This is a genomic window from Gottfriedia endophytica, from assembly GCF_017814275.1.
In the GTDB taxonomy this organism is placed as follows: Bacteria; Bacillota; Bacilli; order Bacillales; family Bacillaceae_G; genus Gottfriedia; species Gottfriedia endophytica.
This window is the reverse complement of sequence record NZ_JAGIYQ010000010.1, coordinates 27,626-46,167: the sequence shown is the minus strand read 5'-3', so window position 1 is coordinate 46,167 and position 18,542 is coordinate 27,626. Positions and strand designations below refer to the sequence as shown.

The window sequence follows — 18,542 nt, the reverse complement described above, 5'->3', positions numbered from 1 at the left end:
GTATTCCACAATTCTTGTAATTTTCAACATATCTTGTTTTGTCCATTAATAAACTATGTATATAGCATTAGAAAAGGAGGAAATTCATGTATACTAATTCGCAAATGCCGAATGATCCTCGCCATTACCAACAACAATACCCACAATATCCTTACTATACGCAACCAACTCAACAAGTTCATCAATATCAATACCTTGATAGACAACATCAATATATTCCACAAGAACCAACTCAGCAGCAAATTCACCAAGCTGTCGGCACTCACTATTTATATTTAAAAAATCCAGTTCTACAAGTCGTTAGGCCTTGGGTGCAATATGGGCTAAATGAAGCGCAGCATACTTCTGTTTCCCACGCCATGACTGAATTAGCTGCAATTATGTACTTAATTGGAAAAGGTTACAACCCAAGACTCGCACATTATATCGTTGAATCTTGGGAGAAAAATGAACAGTTTTAAAAATTTAGTAAAAAAATCGGTAAGACCTCCAAAAAGGTCTTACCGATTTTCTAATTCGTTTGGAGTAAAAAAAGTTAAACATGTACTAGCATCTTTTTTAACACTTACTCATTGTTTGAACCTAAAGAATAACCTAATTTTTGAAAGGTAAGAGCAAAAACTTCATCGCGCATAATAAAACTAAAACGTCGATCTTTTTTAATATGAATTGGAAAATCACTTAATAGTACCGGACCTTTTGTTTCAAAGTAATGTTCTTGTTTTTCAAGCTCTTCTACTTCAGCAAAAAATATACTCTTAATAATAATTTTATCTTTACCCGTTACACGATATTGTCCAACGTAAGTTAAATTTTTTACAATTCCACCCGTTTCTTCAAACACTTCACGAATAGCTGCCTGCTTAGCTGTCTCCCCTTCTTCTACTTTGCCACCAGGAAATTCATAACCTCTACGCTTGTGCTCCGTTAATAACCATTTATCTTTATACTTCGTAATCACCCATACATGTTTCGGTTCGTCAGAAAAAGGGTTTATATCAAAAGAAAGTTCCACTGTATTATGATAATAATCTTTAAATGTATGCATATAAACCTACCTAATATTTTACTTTGTATCTAATTGTACTATTTTATAGAAATTTGTACATCTCTCTCCTTCAAATTTCATATAAATTTCTTTTAAATAGATTACATATGATGCAAATTGGAGACAAAAAATGATAGTATGAAGGTAATGAAATTAGGGGGTATAAATATGTCTACAATCTTAATCGTTTTTATTATTAGTCTTATTGTAATTTTAGCAGTCATTGCAGTCTCTGCTGTTACTGTAAATAAAGCGTATGGTTATAAACATCAAGTAGATAAAATTGAAGATATACCTGACCATCTTAATCACAGCAAAGATAACGTTTAATCATTTTGAAAGGGAGCTTTTTATGAAGCGTTTTTTACTAGGAATTATACACTTTTATCAAAAATGGATTTCACCTATGAAACCTCCTAGTTGTCGCTTCTACCCTACCTGTTCCCATTATGGAATAGAAGCTATACAGAAACATGGTGCTTTAAAAGGAAGTTACTTAACAACAAAACGAATCCTAAAATGTCACCCGTTTCATCCTGGAGGTCTAGATCCCGTCCCAGAGCCTAAGTCTACTACAAAAAATAGTTAATGATCCTATCTACTCAATTGAGAGATAGGATTTTTTTATCTTTACTGCGATAAAATCCGTACACATTTAGTTCAAATTATAGACAAAAAACGTTCACAAAACTTTGCACAACTCTTCACAATACTGTCATAAAATGAGCGTAAGATAAATTATTAAATAAGAATCTTTCTAATAAAATGAAGAGGTGAAATTTTTGGACGTTCTATTACTCAGTCGCTTTCAATTTGCAATTACTATTTTCTATCACTTTCTATTTGTTCCAATCACGCTCGGACTTGTTATTTTAGTTGCCTGTATGGAAACACAATATGCCCGTACGTTAAATCCACTATATAAAAGGATGGCTGATTTTTGGGGCAAAATCTTTTCAATTAACTTTGTTCTAGGTGTTGTAACGGGGTTAACAATGGAGTTCCAATTTGGAACAAACTGGTCTGAATACTCTAAATATATGGGAGATATTTTCGGCTCACCTCTTGCTATAGAAGCATTTGTTGCATTTTTCTTAGAATCTACATTTATGGGGATATGGTTGTTTTCAAAAGAGAAATTATCTCCGAAAATGCGCGCATTTTGTATTTGGATGGTTGCTTTAGGAACAAACATTTCAGCACTTTGGATCATTACAGCAAATGGCTTTATGCAACATCCAGTTGGTTATGTTATTCGAAACGGACGTGCCGAAATTAATGACTTTGGTGCGATTGTTACAAATCCATATGCTTGGCATATATTCGCTCACACAGTTGTAGGCTCATTTATTGCTGGTGCATTTCTTGTATTAGGAATTAGCTCATACCATTTATTAAGAAAAAAAGAAGTTGCTTTCTTTCAAAAATCTTTTAAGTTTGCATTAATACTAGCCGTGTTAGCTGCAACTGCAACACCTTTTATTGGTCATGAATCTGGAATTAATGCTGCAAAAATGCAACCAGCAAAAGCAGCAGCTATGGAAGCAGTTTGGGATTCAACGAACAGTTTACCGTTTAATATCATTCAAATTCCAGAACCAGGAAAAGAAAAGAATTTTGAGGCATTATCAATTCCTAAAATTGGTTCATTCCTATACACAAGTAACTTCAATGGACATGTTACAGGATTAAAAGATATTCCTAAAAATGAACGCCCAAATGTTCCGCTTGTTTTTTATAGCTTCCGAATAATGGTTGTTTTAGGATTATTTTTCTTAGCAATAACTTGGATTGGAATGTTCTTGTATCGTAAAGGGAAATTACTAAATGCCAAATGGTTCCTTCGTACAATGATTTGGTCTATTCCATTACCAATAGTAGCAATTAACGTAGGTTGGATTGTATCAGAAGTAGGACGCCAGCCTTGGACTGTTTGGGGCTTAATGAAAACAGCTGATTCTGTATCACCAATTTCTTCATCACAAATCATGTTTTCTCTAATTAGTTTAGTATTATTTTATACAATTCTATTAGTTGGAGAACTTTATCTAATTGTGAAGTTTGCAAAAAAAGGACCAGCACTTTTAGAAGTTGCAGCTGAGGAGGGTTCTACACATGTCTCATGATACATTAGCAATCATTTGGTTCGGATTATGGGGACTAGTTTGGGCAGTTTATTTTATACTTGATGGTTTTTCACTTGGTACGGGTATTATTTTCCCCTTTATTACAAAAAATCGTCAGGAACGAAATCAACTACAAGAAGCTATAGGTCCATTTTGGGGTGGTCATGAAGTATGGTTAGTGCTTGCAGGCGGGGCTACATTTGCAGCCTTCCCTGTAACGTATGCAAATATGTTTGTCTACTTTTACGTACCATTAATGTTGATTTTATTTAGCTTATTCTTTCGTGCAGTTGGTCTTGAATTTATGCATAAAGATGAAAATCGCATTTGGCAAAATACTTGTAAATGGGCTTTTAGTATAAGTAGCTTCTTAGTTGCATTCTTATTTGGAGTTGCCTTTTCAAATTTATTCTATGGATTACCTGTTGGAAAAAATGGTATAGAGGGTGGGCTATTTGCTTTACTAAATTCATACGCACTTTTAGGTGGCTTCCTGTTTGTAGCGATCTTTACAACAGCTGGTGCTTTATGGGTAAAAATTAAAACGGAGGGCGAAGTTGCAGATCGTGCAGTAAAAGTAGCACTACCAGCATCACTTGTTGCTAGTATTACACTTTGTATGTTCTTTGTTGCAACTGCAAATCAAACTCCATTATTAGAAAATGCTACTAAAGAAAATGTACTCTATATACTTCCGGCATTGTCTGCTTTATCTGCTATTCTAGTAATGATTTTTATCATTCGTAAAAAAATTGGTATGGCATTTACTTTTATTAGTACAACAACATTATTCCTTATGGCTACTGGCTTTACAGGTATGTACCCTAACATGCTTCCTTCACGAATTAGTGAGCAATTTAGCACCACATTATTTCAAGCTGCAGGAAGTAAAATGAACTTAACTCTTATGTTATGGGTTGCTGGTATTATGCTTCCGATTGTTATTGGTTATCAGTTATGGAGCTATACAATCTTTAAAAAGAAAATTAATGCGAAAGAAGCTAAAGGTTATCATTAAACCAGGTTAGATTAAGAGAAAACCCAATCAAAATTGATTTGATTGGGTTTTATTTTTGAAAAAAGCTATCAACTAACCTTTTGTATTCAAAAAAATAAGCTGGAATTTTATCATTTTCTAAATCTTTAAAGACATTATGACACACACTTGAGAAGTACCATTTTTGTTGTTCGTATCCTCGTTTAAAGTAACTCCACAGCTCTTCACCTAATTCTTCATATCCTTTTATCATGGATTGTAAATTATCAAGCTTGTCCGCTATAATAAGTGCTCTCACTTCAAAAGGAGCTTTTGCAACCCAATCGATTGTATGCTGTTTGCGTTCTTCCCAAGTTAATTCTTTATTTTCTGTATTGCCTTCAACTAATCTTGCAACCTCTACACCAAACTCATTCTTTATATCATTGATTGATACATTTGTATCCTCAACAGTATCATGCAAGTAGCCTGCTACAACTACTTCTTCTGGTAATCCTGCTGCTTCTAATATTTTTGCAACTGCTATCGGATGAGCGATCATCTCTTGATTTCCAATTTTACGAAATTGACCTTTATGAGCCTTCTCAGCAAACACTCGTGCTTTTTCTTTTAACATAAGTCACCTCATCTCAATATCGTCTCTTTAATTTAGTCAGTCGATCAATTCTCTCTTCATCAACCTCTACACCGATTCCTGCTTCTTGTGGAACCAGTACTTTACCATTTTGCAGCTGAACATCCGGATGAATTATGTCCTCTTCAAAGTGGCGTGAAGATGCAGAAATATCTCCTGGTATGGTGAACCCAGGTAATGATGCTAAAGCGATATTCTGTACTCGTGAAATACCCGTTTCAATCATTCCTCCTACCCATAGAGGAATATGATGTTTCAAAGCAAGATCATGAATTTTAAGAGATTCTGTTAATCCACCTACACGACCAGGTTTTACATTTATAATCCGGCATGCGCCTAGGGCAATTGCTAGCTTAACATCTTCAATACAATGAATACTTTCATCTAAGCAAATAGACGTTTTCATTTCTTTTTGCAACTCAGCATGCTCGATGAATTCTCTATCTCCAAATGGCTGTTCAATCATCAATAATTTAAATTCATCTAATCTTTTTAACTGGTCGATATCCTTAATGGTATAAGCTGAATTTGCATCAATCATTAATGAAATGTCAGGAAAATGTTCACGAATCGTTGAGACAATCTCGTAATCACGCTTTTTATCTACTTTTACTTTAAAACGCTCGTAACCTTCTTGTTCATATTGTTTAATTTGCTGAATCATTTTTTCTGTATTTGCTAAACTGACAACTACTCCGACAGGAATTGCATCACACGAGCCACCTAATGCGTTTGCTAGTGAAAGGTTTTGTTGTTTGCTATATAAATCCCACAAAGCGCCTTCAAGACCTGCTTTTGCCATATGGTGGCCTTTGAAGCATTTAAATAATTCACTAGCTTCAGAAGGATGAATAATGTCTTTTTCTAAAATAAGTGGAATTAAAAATAGGTCTAGCACATGAAGTGCAGTTTGAATGGTTTCTTCTGTATACCACGGCTCTGAAAATGCAACTACTTCACCGTAACCTATTGCTCCACTATCTTCAATCATTTTTATGATGATACTCTCACGTTGCACATAGGTTCCGTAACTTGTATGAAAGGGAACTTTTAATGGTTGCTCAATAACGCTCAATTCAACCTGTTTAATTCTCATTTTTCTTCTCCAGGTTGTAGTTCTAATAATTTTCGACGCAGCAGTTTATTAGCAGCATTTCTAGGAAGGCTTTCAACAAAATAGATTTCTTTTGGTACTTTATAGCTCGCCAGTTTTTCCTTACAAAATTGCTGTAATTCTTCCTTACTAACTGTCGTATTTTTGTGTAATACAACAAAAGCAACCGGTACTTTTCCCCATTTCACATCATCTTTTCCTGTTACACCGACCTCAAGTACATTTTTATGAGCAACTAGTACTTCCTCTATTTCCGCTGGATAAATATTTTCCCCACCAGAAATAATTAAATCACTTCGGCGATCTACCACAAATAAAAATCCATCTTCATCAACATAGCCCATGTCCCCAGTATATAACCATCCATCGTTAAAACTTGAGCTTTCACGCTTATAATATCCTTTTGAAACGTTTGGACCTTTTACGACGATTTCACCAATCTCATTTGGGCTTGCCATTTTATCTTGATTTAAAACCTTAAGCTCACAAGTATAAAGTGCCGTACCAGCTGAACCGACTTTTGACAACATATATTCAGGAGCTAACGTTACAATTTGTGAACATGTTTCGGTCATTCCATATGTTTGATAAACAGGTAACTTGATTTCCATACTATTTTTTAATAGTGGTAATGGAGCAGGTCCTCCGCCTATTAAAACGCAACGTAATGAATGAGTGTATTCTTTCCTTGTATAAAGTGTGACTAAATCAGTAAGCACTTTTGACACAACTGATAAAATGGTTACTTGATGTGTTTGTACAGCTTTTGCAATCGATTGTGCCTCTGCCTTTTCTACAAGGACGACCTTCATTCCATAGATTGCACTTTTGTATAAAGTTGATAGTCCACCAACGTGAAACATCGGTAAACAGATCAACCATGCATCGTCTTCTTTAAACCCTAAATTTAACATGGATGCAATTGCACTACTCCAATGGTTACCGTATGTTTGGATAACAGCTTTTGGAGCTCCTGTAGTGCCTGAAGTGTACATCATTGTTGCAACGTCTTCACTTCGAACTGTTTTTTGTATATCAAATGAGTTTGGTGTAACTGTTTGAAGTTCTTCAAAAGAATAGACTTTGACATTTTTGAAACGATCTGAACGGAGATTCGTTAATAAATAGCTCGTATCACTATCTTCTAATTGGTACTCCCATTCTTGTTGAGATAATCTTGTATTCATCAAAATAATGACTGCACCAATAAGATGTAACGCATGTACTGTTACAATCATTTCATATGAATTTGACATCAAAACTGCTACATGAGAGCCTTTAGATATCCCAATAGCACTTAATCTTCCTGCATGTTGGAATACGTCATCATATAGTTCCTTAAACGTACATTGTTCATCATTTGGCTTAACCACTGCAACTCGATTAGGTGTTAGACGAACCCGTTCTACTAGAAAATTTGGTAGTGTCTTCATTTCATACTGACCTCCATCCTACTTTTAGCTATCAACATTTACACGTTACAAAAAAGCTTGATGAGATTTCACCAAGCTTTCGAAATTGTTGTGTTGTTGATCAAGGGAAACGAGGGAATTGGCCAAAGTCTGGTTTGCGTTTTTCTTTGAATGCATCGCGACCTTCTTTAGCTTCTTCTGTCGTGTAATAAAGTAACGTTGCGTCACCAGCAAGTTGTTGTAACCCTGCTAATCCATCAGTGTCTGCGTTCATTGCAGCTTTTAAGAAACGTAAAGCAGTTGGACTTTTTTCTAACATTTCTTCTGCCCATTTAACTGTTTCAGTTTCTAATTCTTCTAATGGTACAACTTTGTTTACTAAGCCCATGTCTAATGCTTCTTGTGCATTGTATTGACGGCATAAGTACCAAATTTCACGAGCTTTTTTATGTCCAACGATTCTTGCTAAGTAACCTGAGCCATAACCAGCATCAAAGCTACCTACATTTGGTCCAGTTTGGCCAAAAATAGCATTTTCTGCTGCAATCGTTAAGTCACATACAACATTTAGTACGTTACCGCCACCGATTGCATAACCCGCTACCATCGCAATAACTGGTTTTGGAATTACACGGATTAAGCGTTGTAAATCTAATACGTTTAAACGTGGAATATGGTCTTCACCAACATATCCGCCATGGCCGCGAACTTTTTGGTCCCCGCCTGAACAGAATGCTTTTCCACCTTCACCTGTTAAAATAATTACGCCAACTTTTTCATCATCACGTGCATATGCAAAAGCATCAATTAGTTCTGAAACTGTTCTTGGTGTAAATGCATTATGTACATGAGGACGGTTGATTGAAATTTTTGCAATTCCATTATATGTAGAATATAAAATTTCTTCATATTTTCTCTCTTGAACCCATTCAATTGTCATCTAAATCGCTCCTTTTCTATATGATTCAAAAACCCACTTACTATTGTAACAAATTTTCCCTCTTGTTCCACATGAATTGCATGCCCAGCATTTAAAACTTTTTCTAAATGGGCAGAATTCATCCTTTTTTTCATTTTTTCCATTATGTCACAGAATTTTTCATCAAGCTCACCACAAATTAACAGAGTAGGAGCTGTTATCTGATTAATCTCCTCCCATAATGACGGTTGAACTCCTGTTCCCATCCCTTTTAAACTATTACTAAGTCCAATTGGAACTTGTTTTAATCTGCCTTTTCGGATTTCTTCTTGCCTTTTGGCTGGTAGAGATTTTTGCGATTGAAATAGAGGAACGTTTTCCCATTTCTCTACAAAAGCAGGAATACCATTTTCCAAAATAAATGTCGCTAATGTTTCATCAGATTCTCTTCTTGCTAACCGATCTTCTATTTTAGGCAATCCAGGTGTACAACTTTCGAGAATTAAAGAAGTAATGTACGTAGGATAATGCAGTGCAAAATATAATGCCAATCTCCCTCCCATTGAATAGCCAAGGAGATGCACTGATTTTATTTCAAGTGTGTCTAAAAACTCTCGAATATCATTTGCTGCCTCTTTCATTTGATATCGGCCTTCATCTAGAGGAGAACTAGTCTCTCCATGCCCTAATAAATCGAGTGCAATGACGCGATACTGATTACTTAAGTCATTTATTGCTGTTTTCCAAGTTTCTTTTGAACCTGTGAACCCATGTAACAATAATATAGGCTCACCTGTCCCTACATCCGTATAACTATAGTTTACTCCATTTATCGTTTGCTTCACTGCTCATACACCTGTTTCTTAATTTAGCTGTTCTTTAACCTTTGACCAAATTTTTTGATGCATTTCATAGTTTTCTTGACGATTTGTTTCAAGTTCTAGTACTCGTAACCCTTTTTGGTTTTGCTCCATTAATTCAATAAACTGATCCCAGTTTGTAATTTTATAATGCTCCCCACCAAATAAACGAGTCGCATATTCAAATTCAATACCTAATGGAGTACCAAACAATGCCTCAAAATGCTTTTCTTCTTTTGATTGAGGTAAGAATGAAAAAATTCCTCCACCATTATTATTAATTAGAATAACGGTAATTGGTAAGTTATGTAATTTTGATAATACTAGGCTATTCATATCATGATAAAAAGTAAGATCACCAACTAATAAATAGACATTTTCACCACTAGCCGCCATTCCAAATGCCGTTGCAATTGTACCGTCAATTCCATTCACTCCACGGTTTCCAGCAATCTTAATGTGTTTTTCATTTACAGAGAAAAATGTATCAACATCACGAATTGGCATACTATTTCCAACAAACAGCATGGAGCTTTCCGGCATATGCTTTTCTAGTAATTGAACAATTTTCCCTTCGAATAACTCTTCTGATTGTTCAGCTTCTTTTAATATTGCTTTTGTTTGTTGATTAATATCTATCCATTTTTCTAACCACTCTTTTGTAGTTACGTTTCGATCAATAAGTAATTCTAACAGGCCCTCACAAAAGGCAGTATCACTACATGAAATCATTGAACTTGCTTGTAGTGTTGGATCTCTCCAAATATCACCTTCATCAACGACATAGTGTTCTACCCCAGCTGTACCTTTTACGTATTGTGTAAAAGGTTTTGAAACTGGCATTGCCCCAAAACGGATAATGAGATCAGCTTCTAATTCTGTTCTAACATCTTCAAATCGTAGGAACGTATCATAAGAATCAATTAAATGATTACTTATTTGTTTCATACTTCTTGCATTTGAAAGTGGATCACAAATAATAGGAAAGCCTAACTTTTCTCCTAATTGTACAATTTTAGGTAATGCTGCTTCATCTGTATAAGTTCCGCACACTAGTAAACCTTTTTGCTTAGTAGAAATTTTGTTTATCAATTGTTTAGCAAATTGGAGTGGTAAAGTGGCATTTGTCTGAATTGTATGCGTATACATTGCTTCAGACCGCTTTCCACCTTGAAACAAATCTTCAATTTCAAAGTTCGGAACTAGCGGCTCTCTCAATGGTACGTTTAAATGAACAGGCCCTTTTGGAGCTGTCATTGTACTTTTATAAACGCGATTTATAACGGTTCGTACATATTGATACATTGTCTCATTTGCTTCAGGTAAGGCCAACTCGACAAATTGCTTTACAAAATCCCCATACATCCCTAATTGATTCATTGTTTGTGGTGCACCGACATCTCTTAACTCGTGAGGTCGATCTGCTGTAATGACAATCAATGGAATTCTAGATTCTTTCGCTTCTGCAATAGCAGGATAATAGTTCGAAGCCGCTGTTCCAGACGTACAAATAAGAGCAGTTGGTTTTTTTGTGCTTTTTGCAATTCCAAGTGCAAAAAAACCAGCTCCTCTTTCATCAACTGCAATCCTTCCATTTAAAGAAGGATTGCAGTTGACTAACATTGAAATTGGTGTAGAACGTGATCCTGGACTGATCACTACATTTTCTACACCAACTGCACTAAGCTCATCTACTAATGCCCCTATATATTTCGTTAACGCTTCATTTGGTCTCATTTTTACTGCCTCCTAATGCATTTAGCATTGGAAGAAACTTAATACCAGTTTCTTTATATTCTTCTTCTGGATTAGAACTTTCAACAACTCCACACCCAGCAAATAACTTCGCTTCATTTTGTTTGATCAACGCACTTCTAATCCCAACTGCAAAGTCACCATTTCCGTTCGCATCAATCCATCCAAATGGTGCGCCATACCAACCACGCTCAAGCGGTTCAAGTTCAGCAATTAATTGGCATGCCTCTTTTTTAGGAAACCCTCCAAGAGCTGGTGTTGGGTGTAATGCTTTTACAAGATCAATTAATGAAACATGTTGATGTAATACCCCTTCGACAGGTGTGAAAAGGTGCAATAAACTTTTTGTTGCCATTATTCTTGGATACATTGGAATATTTAATTCTTCACAAAATGATTTCAGGGTATTTTTTATATACTTAACGACAAAGTCATGTTCATGTCGATTTTTCAAGTCATTGATTAACCATTTCCCATTTTTTTCATTTTCTTCAACGGTCAAACCTTTTCCAGCAGATCCTGCTAAGCACATTGAATAAACACGATTATCTTTTTTTTGTATTAATCGCTCAGGTGTGGCACTAATAAATACATGATCATCTAGTTGATAAGAAAAGATATAATTTACATTTCGTGTTGCTTCTAAAGAATAAATGACTTTTGTAGAATTAATATCATTTGTAAAGGTTGCTTGCATAGTCCGATTTAAAACAACCTTATCAAGCTGATTTTCCTTCATTTTATCAATTGCTTGCCCGACACTCCGGGTCCATTCTAATGGTTGATATTCTTCTTTGGACTGAAGTATATTTTCTTCAAATTCTGGCTGCGTCATCCCATATTCCTCTAAATAGGAATGATATTCTTCATATCGCTTTTCTAAATCAGCCTCTGTAGTAGAATCTGTAATCTCATAATTGGTTGTGATATATGTTTCTCCCATTGAGATTGTTAACATTAATTTTGGAACATAAAAATGGGCTGTACCGAATTTTTCCCAATGACCGATATTTCGATATTTTTCAAAAAAGGAAAAACCTCCCATTAATATTGGACCTGTTCCCCATTTATCTACTTTTTCACGATACACCTCATCACAAAAGTGTTCCCATTCTTTTTCTATTGCGGAATACTGTCCTTCTGTACTATGATGATAAGGAACTAAAGAACCAATTCCTGTAAGAATTGTTGTATTTTCTTGATTTGACCAATAAAATCGTTCTGATACATTCAGCTTTTTATAAAAATGGTAAACACTTAGGGGATGTATATTTATCGCTTTCTCTACAATCGAGATATAGCGTTTTGAACAAGTTCTAGCATCCTGTAATTTCTGCTTAAAAAAAGCAGTCTGATCAAGTTGCCCTGTTCTTAACATGTTGATTCCCCCTAGTTAAATTAACGTAAATACATGATATTCTTAAGATACAACGGACAGTGTAGACTGTCAATTTTAGTGTAATTCCTTTGATATACTATCTTTTTAAGTATAAAATAATTTTTACTAATTTTTAGGAGGTTATTTCATGACTACTCATTCTCAACCAGTAGCCTCATCATTTAAAACATTTTGGAATTTACTTAGACCCCATACTTTAACAGCTTCATTTATCCCGGTATCGATTGGATCGATTTTAGCACTTATTGATGGAAATTTTCATTTGGGGCTATTTTTAGCAATGCTAATTGCGAGTTTACTTATTCAAGCTGCTACCAATATGTTTAATGAGTACTATGATTATAAAAGAGGATTAGATAACGAAAATTCAATTGGTATTGGTGGTGCAATTGTACGAGATGGTGTTGCACCAAAAACAATCCTGAATCTTGCTTTATTATTTTTTGGAATTGCTACTTTATTAGGTATTTATATTTGTTATGAAAGTAGCTGGTGGATTGCATTAATTGGAACAATTTGTATGTTTGCTGCTTATTTATACACTGGTGGTCCCGTTCCAATCGCTTATACGCCGTTTGGTGAATTAGTTGCTGGGTTCTTTATGGGCGAAGTAATTATCGGTATTTCTTACTACATTCATACAGGAACTGTCCCTGCACATGTCTTATTAATTGCAATACCTTCATCCATTACAATTGGATTACTCTTGACAGCTAACAATATTAGAGATTTAGATAACGATAAAGAAAATGGACGTAAAACATTGGTTATCTTATTAGGAAAATCAAATTCGATCGTCTTCTTAGGTTCAATGTTTACCATTGCATATGCTCTTATTGTAATTTATGTTATTCTTGGAATTATTTCACCTTTTACGTTGATTTCTTTAATTAGTATTCCTCTTGCTTTCAAAGCAGTAAAGGGTTTTATTGGCAAAACAGAACCAATTCAAATGATGCCTGCATTTGTTTATACAGCTAAAACAAATACAATCATGGGCTTTTTAATTATAATCGGCTTACTAATTGGCCATATTTTTTCCTAAATAGAAGGTTTCATTCCTCAAAAGGAAACTCATGTTTTTCCCCCTTTTGTGCAAAATAGAGATAGTATATCTAATTATTTTAACAAAGGGGGAGCATGATGCTTTCACAAAACCAACTTTCACAGATTAAAACAGAACTTCTTAAAAGAAAACACTCAATAACAAATAGATTAAATGATCCCGACATCCAAACACCTTTTTCATTAGATGCTTCAGTTGGAGAATTATCTAAATACGATAATCATCCTGGAGATTTAGCTACTGAACAATATGAACGTGAAAAAGATCTTGCATTACATGAACACTTAGAAACAGAATTAGAAGACATTAATATTGCACTGACAAAAATCAATAATGGAACATATGGAATATGTGAAGTAAGTGGTAAAGAAATACCATTCGAACGTCTTGAAGCACTACCAACCGCACGAACAACGATAGAAAATGCTCCGGAAAAGGATGTTACTTCTCTAGACATTTCCGTTAACCGTCCAATTGAAGAGGAAGTTTTAACACCTCCATTTGGAAAATATGACTTAGATCGTGATGTTGCATACGATGCTGAAGATAGCCTACAAGACGTTGAACGATATGGTAGTTCACAAACGCCAGCAGACTTTAACTTTGATATTGAGGAATATAATAACACTTTCACAAACAGTTATGAAAATGTCGGATTCGTTGAAGACTTTGAAAACTTTATTGGAACTGACATAACAGGAAACAATAGAACTGTCTATGCTACAAAAAAACACGAAAAATACGAAAAAGCACTTGATTCATACGAAGAAGATGCACTTATGGGAGAACTAGATAATCAAAACGCGAAAGACATTGATAAATATTAAAAGGGTTTAAAATATAAACAAGAGAAGGGTGAATTTTTCCATCTCTTGTTTTTTCGTATAACATTGTTGCTATTTCAGTATGTGTAAGTTGATTGGAACGTAGGGATGCTCGCTTTCCTAGGGGCGTGAGCTGAGCCTCCTCGTCGCATACGCTCCTGTGGGGTCTCAGCCTTCCCACATCTCCCACAGAAGCCCTGCACCCTTCCGTTCCAATCAACTTCTGTCTTTTTAAATTACAAAACCTAAAACTACAATCTTTTAAAAAAGAGCCTTTTTATAAAAATCCTGCGAACCTCATCTTTATTAATTATCAACACCATACTTTAACAAATAAAAAATAGGAATCGCAACTTTTTAGTTCTACTAACAACAAAAAGAGACATCCTATAAATAGGATGCCTCATTATGAACAAAAATTATTTTTTGTTTACGTTAGCAGCTTGAGGTCCGCGGTTGCCTTCGATGATTTCGAAGCTAACTTCTTGACCTTCTTCTAAAGTTTTGAAACCGTCGCCTTGAATTGCAGAGAAGTGAACGAATACGTCATTTCCACTTTCAGTTTGGATAAATCCAAATCCTTTTTCACTGTTAAACCATTTTACTTTACCGAATTCCATGGTAATACCTCCTAAAGATACATATATACACTATTAATGCGTGCATATAATAGGAAAAGAAAAAGAACGTCATTGTTCAATCATCTATAGAAAGAGATTGCTACAACATTGAAAGTGGCTAATACTTCTTTCAAAGCAAAGAATGTTAAGCAAAACTAATAATTTGTAGAGCTAATGGTTCGTTAATTTCTTACCTTCATATAAATATGCAGTTAATAGTAAGTTAAATATAGCACACAAATTTCCGCAAGTCAATGACACTTCTTTTGCTTCAACTAATTATTTTTTGTATAATTTAATATATTGAGAAAGTTAAAACAAAATACACCAATTATTTGGAGGTAAATTTATGAAAAGTGCACACGAAATATCTTATAAAATACACGGAAATGATATGCAATTTGTTGAAATTGAGTTAGATCCAAATGAATCAGTTATCGCTGAAGCTGGTGCAATGATGATGATGGAAGATGGGATTGAATTACAAACCATTTTTGGAGATGGATCAGCACAGCAATCTGGATTATTTGGCAAACTTGTTGGTGGTGCAAAGCGTTTAGTAACTGGTGAAAGTTTATTTATGACTTCATTTACAAATCGTTCACACTCTCTTAAATCTGTTAGCTTTTCGGCTCCATATCCTGGAACAATCATTCCACTTGACCTACGTGAATATGGATATAAAGTTATTTGTCAAAAAGATTCCTATTTAGCAGCTGCAAAAGGAGTTTCTGTTGGAATTGAATTTCGAAAAAAATTAAGTACAGGACTATTTGGTGGCGAAGGATTTATTATGCAAAAAATAGAAGGCGATGGCCTCGCTTTTCTTCACGCTGGAGGAGCAATTTATCAAAAAACATTACTTCCTGGAGAAAAAGTTAAAATCGATACAGGTTGCATTGTTGCATTTACTGGTGATGTTCGCTATGAAATCGAATATGTTGGTAATGTTAAAACAGCATTGTTCGGTGGAGAAGGAATCTTCTTTGCTACATTAGAAGGACCTGGAACAATTTGGGTACAATCATTAACATTGGCTAGACTAGCTTCTCGTATCGGACAATACATGCCAGGATCTTCAAGAGAAGAAGGTAGTATTTTAGGTGGTATCGGCGATTTATTTGATGGAAGAGAATAACAATTACATCTAAATTAAACAGACGAGTGTTCTTTTTGAACTCTCGTCTGTTTAACTTACTATAGGTTCTTCCAACCGTATGCAATCTCATGTAATTTAACTCCGCCAATTTCAACTTCTTGACGATCAACAAGATGACCACCCTGTCTTTCATAAAAATAACGTGATGGATTCTTCTCTAAAACCCAAATAAGCATCGAGTTAAGATGGAGTAACTTTAGCTGATCAATTGCAGCCTTTATCAACAAGCTGCCAACACCTTTACCTTGTTCCTCTTCAAGTAAATAAAAAGCGTATACTTCACCTTTATATTCCCCATAAGAGCTCGAACGCTCTTTCCCACCGTTTACAAATCCAATGATTTGGCCATTGTCATTTTCTGCAACAAAGAGAAAGTTTGTTTCATTAAAAACAGCTTCCTTCCACCAAATTTCTCTTCTTTTATAGGAAAGACTTGCTAAAAACTCACTTGGTAAAATATTTTTATAAGTCGTTCTCCAGCTATCAACATGTACTTTACTAATTCCTTCTGCATCACTTATAACTGCTTTTCGTATATGGACCAAATCGATCTCCCCTAGTTTCAATTTGAACGCGAACCAAGTTTATTAATTATGTCAACTATTGTACTCCTATTTGTTTATTTCTTAAACTGGAAAAGAATAAACATGGGTTTCCCTCAGTTTCTCCTAAAAAAATGAATTTTGCAAAATCGCTATTTTAAAAATGCCAATACCCCTAATAAGACGATCAATACACCTGCAATTTTGTTCACTAAAGCTAAATGTGGTGTAATCTTATTTTTAAATATACTTACGACGTAACTTAGAATAAACCACCAAGTGGTTGCTCCAAGAAATACTCCTGTAATCAGCGTAAAATCAGTAACTCCTGACTTTGAGCTTTGTTCAATCCCTAAACCAGCAAACATTGCAACAAAATTTAATATTGTTACGGGATTAGTAAACATTAAGAAGAAAGTGGATAAATACATCCCGCTTAAACGTTCGCCTTCTAATTTTGCTGCTTGATTAGAAGGTTTTTTCATTATTGTTTTAATTCCTAAATAAAATAAAAAAATGGCTCCAAAAACTTTTAAATACAATTGTTCCTGTAATAAGAAAGAGGAAACTACTGAAAATCCTAGTGCGGCAATGCTTGCATAGATTAAATTAGCAGTTACAGCTCCAAGTCCTGTAAAAAAACCAGCTAATTTCCCTCTTGAAAGAGTTCTCTGAATACATAACAACCCAATTGGCCCTACAGGTGCTGAAACTGAAAACCCCAAGATAAAACACTTAATGAATAACATGTAAACTAATCCTTTCAAAAATCCTAAATATATTTGTTCATTAAAATAAACGATATAAAGCAAATCCACCGAATAGAAGAATAATTCCACCTGATATTCGATTAATTATTGATAAAGAGGTTCCAGTCATTTTATGTTGAAATAAACCTACAAAACTACTAAGAAGGATCCACCACAAAGTTGAACCACCAAAAACACCTAAAACTAAAACGAACGCTGTCCCTTCAGAACTTTGTGAAATCGAAAGACCTAAGCCTGAAAATATCGCAATAATAGAAAGAATTGTCATTGGATTCGTTAATGTAAGGAATAAGATCGACAAATAGGCACTGAGAACGCTTTTTCTTTGAGTATGCTCAGACGAATATGTAGATTTTGCTTTTAATGTCTTAATTCCTAAATAACAAAGAAATAAACCACCTATTAATTGTAGCCAATATTGCTGACCAACTAAGAAATTAGAAATGGTGGTCAAACCATAAGCAGCAATTAATCCATAAATTGCATCAGCTGTTGCTGCGCCTAAACCAGAAACTAACCCTACGAGCTTCCCTTGGGCCAATGTTCTTCGAATACACAACACTCCAATAGGTCCAACAGGTGCAGCGATAGAAAGGCCAATTACAACTCCTTTTACTAAATATAAAGCGTCCATAACATCCACCTTTACTCAATATATTTGTATAGTAACTTTATTTCTCTCAATTCCCATGTTCTGCAGTAACAAAGCAGAAATAAGTAAAATTTTATCCTAAATGATACTTATAACCTTAAACAATTGTATTCTTCTGAAATACTAATCAGCAACATTTTAAAGGGATATTGAACTATTATATCGAATAAATATTAAGTGATATTATTTAGCAAAAACTGTAAAGGAGAAAAAATGGATAATCAAACAAACAATAATCAAATGATCGAAGAAATAATAAAATTAAATGAACGAATAGCTAAATTGGAAACTAAATTGGATTCTAATCAAAACAAACAAATTTCTAATTTTCAGCTTGCTTTTGAGGGAATTGGATCTTTCTTTTTTGGAGTGATCGCAGTAGGTCCTGCATTAGTTCTTGTTCTCTTAACCATTCAATACATTTATGAGTCAATCAAGAATAATGTTTCATTTCATTACTTTTATGAAAACCTAAATGGCATTACAGTATTTGGATTATTTATTATTTTAGCAATCATATTTCTACTAATAAACAAAGCAATAAGGATTGGATCTACTAAACAAACGAATTAAAACACTTTTGTTAGAAATCATGAAATAGCCAGAATGAGTACTCAATAAATTCATAGAATGTAAAAGGCATCT

Annotated in this window: 20 protein-coding genes and 1 pseudogene; 9 read left to right on the top strand and 12 right to left on the bottom strand. The window is 34.5% G+C overall.

The window, feature by feature from the left end:
- Nucleotides 1–116: 116 nt before the first annotated feature.
- Nucleotides 117–461, top strand: a pseudogene (locus J5Y03_RS14210) (hypothetical protein); the annotation flags it as partial.
- A 104-nt stretch (nt 462–565) separates the two neighbouring features.
- Here the strand turns inward: J5Y03_RS14210 and ytkD are convergent.
- Complete coding sequence (gene ytkD / locus J5Y03_RS14205; protein WP_209406653.1) at nt 566–1,048, bottom strand: RNA deprotection pyrophosphohydrolase; 483 nt, start codon at nt 1,046–1,048, stop codon at nt 566–568.
- A 168-nt stretch (nt 1,049–1,216) separates the two neighbouring features.
- Here ytkD and ytzI point away from each other — a divergent pair, with 168 nt between their 5' ends.
- The 4 genes from ytzI to cydB all read left to right on the top strand — a co-directional run bounded on the left by ytzI (nt 1,217) and on the right by cydB (nt 4,192).
- On the top strand, nt 1,217–1,378 hold the full coding sequence (ytzI, locus tag J5Y03_RS14200) for a YtzI protein (protein ID WP_245208902.1): 162 nt from the start codon (nt 1,217–1,219) through the stop codon (nt 1,376–1,378).
- Between the two features lie 22 nt (nt 1,379–1,400).
- Entirely contained in the window at nt 1,401–1,637 is a 237-nt protein-coding gene (yidD, locus tag J5Y03_RS14195) for a membrane protein insertion efficiency factor YidD (protein ID WP_209406652.1), read from the top strand.
- A gap of 193 nt (nt 1,638–1,830) precedes the next feature.
- Nucleotides 1,831–3,174, top strand: a complete 1,344-nt coding sequence (locus J5Y03_RS14190) for a cytochrome ubiquinol oxidase subunit I (protein WP_209406651.1) — start codon at nt 1,831–1,833, stop codon at nt 3,172–3,174.
- Nucleotides 3,164–4,192 carry a cytochrome d ubiquinol oxidase subunit II gene (gene cydB, locus J5Y03_RS14185; protein ID WP_209406650.1) on the top strand — a complete coding sequence of 343 codons (1,029 nt, stop codon included), beginning with the start codon at nt 3,164–3,166 and terminating at the stop codon, nt 4,190–4,192. Before J5Y03_RS14190 ends, cydB begins: the two co-directional genes overlap by 11 nt.
- 49 nt (nt 4,193–4,241) lie before the next feature.
- Here the strand turns inward: cydB and J5Y03_RS14180 are convergent, their stop codons facing one another.
- The 7 genes from J5Y03_RS14180 to J5Y03_RS14150 all read right to left on the bottom strand — a co-directional run bounded on the left by J5Y03_RS14180 (nt 4,242) and on the right by J5Y03_RS14150 (nt 12,243).
- Nucleotides 4,242–4,787: an HD domain-containing protein gene (locus J5Y03_RS14180; RefSeq protein ID WP_209406649.1), complete on the bottom strand. Its 546-nt coding sequence runs from the start codon at nt 4,785–4,787 to the stop codon at nt 4,242–4,244.
- A gap of 13 nt (nt 4,788–4,800) precedes the next feature.
- The gene (menC, locus tag J5Y03_RS14175) at nt 4,801–5,901 is read right to left on the bottom strand and encodes an o-succinylbenzoate synthase (RefSeq protein WP_209406648.1); all 1,101 of its coding nucleotides are present in this window, start codon (nt 5,899–5,901) and stop codon (nt 4,801–4,803) included.
- Nucleotides 5,898–7,352, bottom strand: coding sequence for an o-succinylbenzoate--CoA ligase (locus J5Y03_RS14170; RefSeq protein WP_209406647.1), 1,455 nt, complete (start codon nt 7,350–7,352; stop codon nt 5,898–5,900). The genes menC and J5Y03_RS14170 overlap by 4 nt, the downstream gene beginning before the upstream one ends.
- 100 nt (nt 7,353–7,452) lie before the next feature.
- Entirely contained in the window at nt 7,453–8,271 is an 819-nt protein-coding gene (gene menB / locus J5Y03_RS14165; protein ID WP_209406646.1) for a 1,4-dihydroxy-2-naphthoyl-CoA synthase, read from the bottom strand.
- Nucleotides 8,268–9,095, bottom strand: a complete 828-nt coding sequence (menH, locus tag J5Y03_RS14160; protein ID WP_209406645.1) for a 2-succinyl-6-hydroxy-2,4-cyclohexadiene-1-carboxylate synthase — start codon at nt 9,093–9,095, stop codon at nt 8,268–8,270. Before menH ends, menB begins: the two co-directional genes overlap by 4 nt.
- Nucleotides 9,096–9,113: 18 nt before the next feature.
- A complete protein-coding gene (gene menD, locus J5Y03_RS14155; protein ID WP_209406644.1) occupies nt 9,114–10,847 on the bottom strand; it encodes a 2-succinyl-5-enolpyruvyl-6-hydroxy-3-cyclohexene-1-carboxylic-acid synthase in 1,734 nt (577 codons plus the stop codon).
- Nucleotides 10,834–12,243 (bottom strand): isochorismate synthase, encoded by a 1,410-nt coding sequence (locus J5Y03_RS14150; protein WP_209406643.1) that lies wholly within the window; start codon nt 12,241–12,243, stop codon nt 10,834–10,836. Before J5Y03_RS14150 ends, menD begins: the two co-directional genes overlap by 14 nt.
- Nucleotides 12,244–12,391: 148 nt before the next feature.
- On the opposite strand from J5Y03_RS14150, the gene J5Y03_RS14145 reads away from it, so the two are divergent.
- Together J5Y03_RS14145 and J5Y03_RS14140 are read left to right on the top strand one after the other, a co-directional pair.
- Nucleotides 12,392–13,309 (top strand): 1,4-dihydroxy-2-naphthoate polyprenyltransferase, encoded by a 918-nt coding sequence (locus J5Y03_RS14145; protein WP_209406642.1) that lies wholly within the window; start codon nt 12,392–12,394, stop codon nt 13,307–13,309.
- A gap of 98 nt (nt 13,310–13,407) precedes the next feature.
- Nucleotides 13,408–14,157, top strand: coding sequence for a TraR/DksA C4-type zinc finger protein (locus J5Y03_RS14140; RefSeq protein ID WP_209406641.1), 750 nt, complete (start codon nt 13,408–13,410; stop codon nt 14,155–14,157).
- Nucleotides 14,158–14,573: 416 nt separating this feature from the next.
- Here the strand turns inward: J5Y03_RS14140 and J5Y03_RS14135 are convergent, their stop codons facing one another.
- The gene (locus J5Y03_RS14135) at nt 14,574–14,774 is read right to left on the bottom strand and encodes a cold-shock protein (RefSeq protein ID WP_209406640.1); all 201 of its coding nucleotides are present in this window, start codon (nt 14,772–14,774) and stop codon (nt 14,574–14,576) included.
- A gap of 349 nt (nt 14,775–15,123) precedes the next feature.
- Between J5Y03_RS14135 and J5Y03_RS14130 the strand changes: the two genes are divergently transcribed.
- Entirely contained in the window at nt 15,124–15,912 is a 789-nt protein-coding gene (locus J5Y03_RS14130; RefSeq protein ID WP_209406639.1) for a TIGR00266 family protein, read from the top strand.
- A gap of 59 nt (nt 15,913–15,971) precedes the next feature.
- Here J5Y03_RS14130 and J5Y03_RS14125 read toward each other — a convergent pair whose 3' ends face one another.
- From J5Y03_RS14125 to J5Y03_RS14115, 3 genes are all read right to left on the bottom strand, one after another.
- On the bottom strand, nt 15,972–16,478 hold the full coding sequence (locus J5Y03_RS14125; RefSeq protein WP_209406638.1) for a GNAT family N-acetyltransferase: 507 nt from the start codon (nt 16,476–16,478) through the stop codon (nt 15,972–15,974).
- Between the two features lie 149 nt (nt 16,479–16,627).
- Nucleotides 16,628–17,224 (bottom strand): LysE family translocator, encoded by a 597-nt coding sequence (locus J5Y03_RS14120; RefSeq protein ID WP_209406637.1) that lies wholly within the window; start codon nt 17,222–17,224, stop codon nt 16,628–16,630.
- Nucleotides 17,225–17,264: 40 nt separating this feature from the next.
- Complete coding sequence (locus tag J5Y03_RS14115; RefSeq protein ID WP_209406636.1) at nt 17,265–17,879, bottom strand: LysE family translocator; 615 nt, start codon at nt 17,877–17,879, stop codon at nt 17,265–17,267.
- 231 nt (nt 17,880–18,110) lie between these two features.
- On the opposite strand from J5Y03_RS14115, the gene J5Y03_RS14110 reads away from it, so the two are divergent.
- A complete protein-coding gene (locus J5Y03_RS14110) occupies nt 18,111–18,470 on the top strand; it encodes a hypothetical protein (RefSeq protein ID WP_209406635.1) in 360 nt (119 codons plus the stop codon).
- Nucleotides 18,471–18,542 lie beyond the last annotated feature (72 nt).

What these genes read in the sequence shown, in the direction of transcription:
- J5Y03_RS14145 (WP_209406642.1), top strand. Translation starts at nt 12,392, where the DNA reads ATGACTACTCATTCTCAACCAGTAGCCTCATCATTTAAAACATTTTGG.
- J5Y03_RS14135 (WP_209406640.1), bottom strand. Translation starts at nt 14,774, where the DNA reads ATGGAATTCGGTAAAGTAAAATGGTTTAACAGTGAAAAAGGATTTGGA.
- J5Y03_RS14115 (WP_209406636.1), bottom strand. Translation starts at nt 17,879, where the DNA reads ATGGACGCTTTATATTTAGTAAAAGGAGTTGTAATTGGCCTTTCTATC.
- J5Y03_RS14110 (WP_209406635.1), top strand. Translation starts at nt 18,111, where the DNA reads ATGGATAATCAAACAAACAATAATCAAATGATCGAAGAAATAATAAAA.
- menB (WP_209406646.1), bottom strand. Translation starts at nt 8,271, where the DNA reads ATGACAATTGAATGGGTTCAAGAGAGAAAATATGAAGAAATTTTATAT.
- J5Y03_RS14170 (WP_209406647.1), bottom strand. Translation starts at nt 7,352, where the DNA reads ATGAAGACACTACCAAATTTTCTAGTAGAACGGGTTCGTCTAACACCT.
- cydB (WP_209406650.1), top strand. Translation starts at nt 3,164, where the DNA reads ATGTCTCATGATACATTAGCAATCATTTGGTTCGGATTATGGGGACTA.
- J5Y03_RS14130 (WP_209406639.1), top strand. Translation starts at nt 15,124, where the DNA reads ATGAAAAGTGCACACGAAATATCTTATAAAATACACGGAAATGATATG.
- menD (WP_209406644.1), bottom strand. Translation starts at nt 10,847, where the DNA reads ATGAGACCAAATGAAGCGTTAACGAAATATATAGGGGCATTAGTAGAT.
- J5Y03_RS14140 (WP_209406641.1), top strand. Translation starts at nt 13,408, where the DNA reads ATGCTTTCACAAAACCAACTTTCACAGATTAAAACAGAACTTCTTAAA.
- ytkD (WP_209406653.1), bottom strand. Translation starts at nt 1,048, where the DNA reads ATGCATACATTTAAAGATTATTATCATAATACAGTGGAACTTTCTTTT.
- J5Y03_RS14120 (WP_209406637.1), bottom strand. Translation starts at nt 17,224, where the DNA reads ATGTTATTCATTAAGTGTTTTATCTTGGGGTTTTCAGTTTCAGCACCT.
- J5Y03_RS14150 (WP_209406643.1), bottom strand. Translation starts at nt 12,243, where the DNA reads ATGTTAAGAACAGGGCAACTTGATCAGACTGCTTTTTTTAAGCAGAAA.
- J5Y03_RS14180 (WP_209406649.1), bottom strand. Translation starts at nt 4,787, where the DNA reads ATGTTAAAAGAAAAAGCACGAGTGTTTGCTGAGAAGGCTCATAAAGGT.
- ytzI (WP_245208902.1), top strand. Translation starts at nt 1,217, where the DNA reads ATGTCTACAATCTTAATCGTTTTTATTATTAGTCTTATTGTAATTTTA.
- yidD (WP_209406652.1), top strand. Translation starts at nt 1,401, where the DNA reads ATGAAGCGTTTTTTACTAGGAATTATACACTTTTATCAAAAATGGATT.
- menC (WP_209406648.1), bottom strand. Translation starts at nt 5,901, where the DNA reads ATGAGAATTAAACAGGTTGAATTGAGCGTTATTGAGCAACCATTAAAA.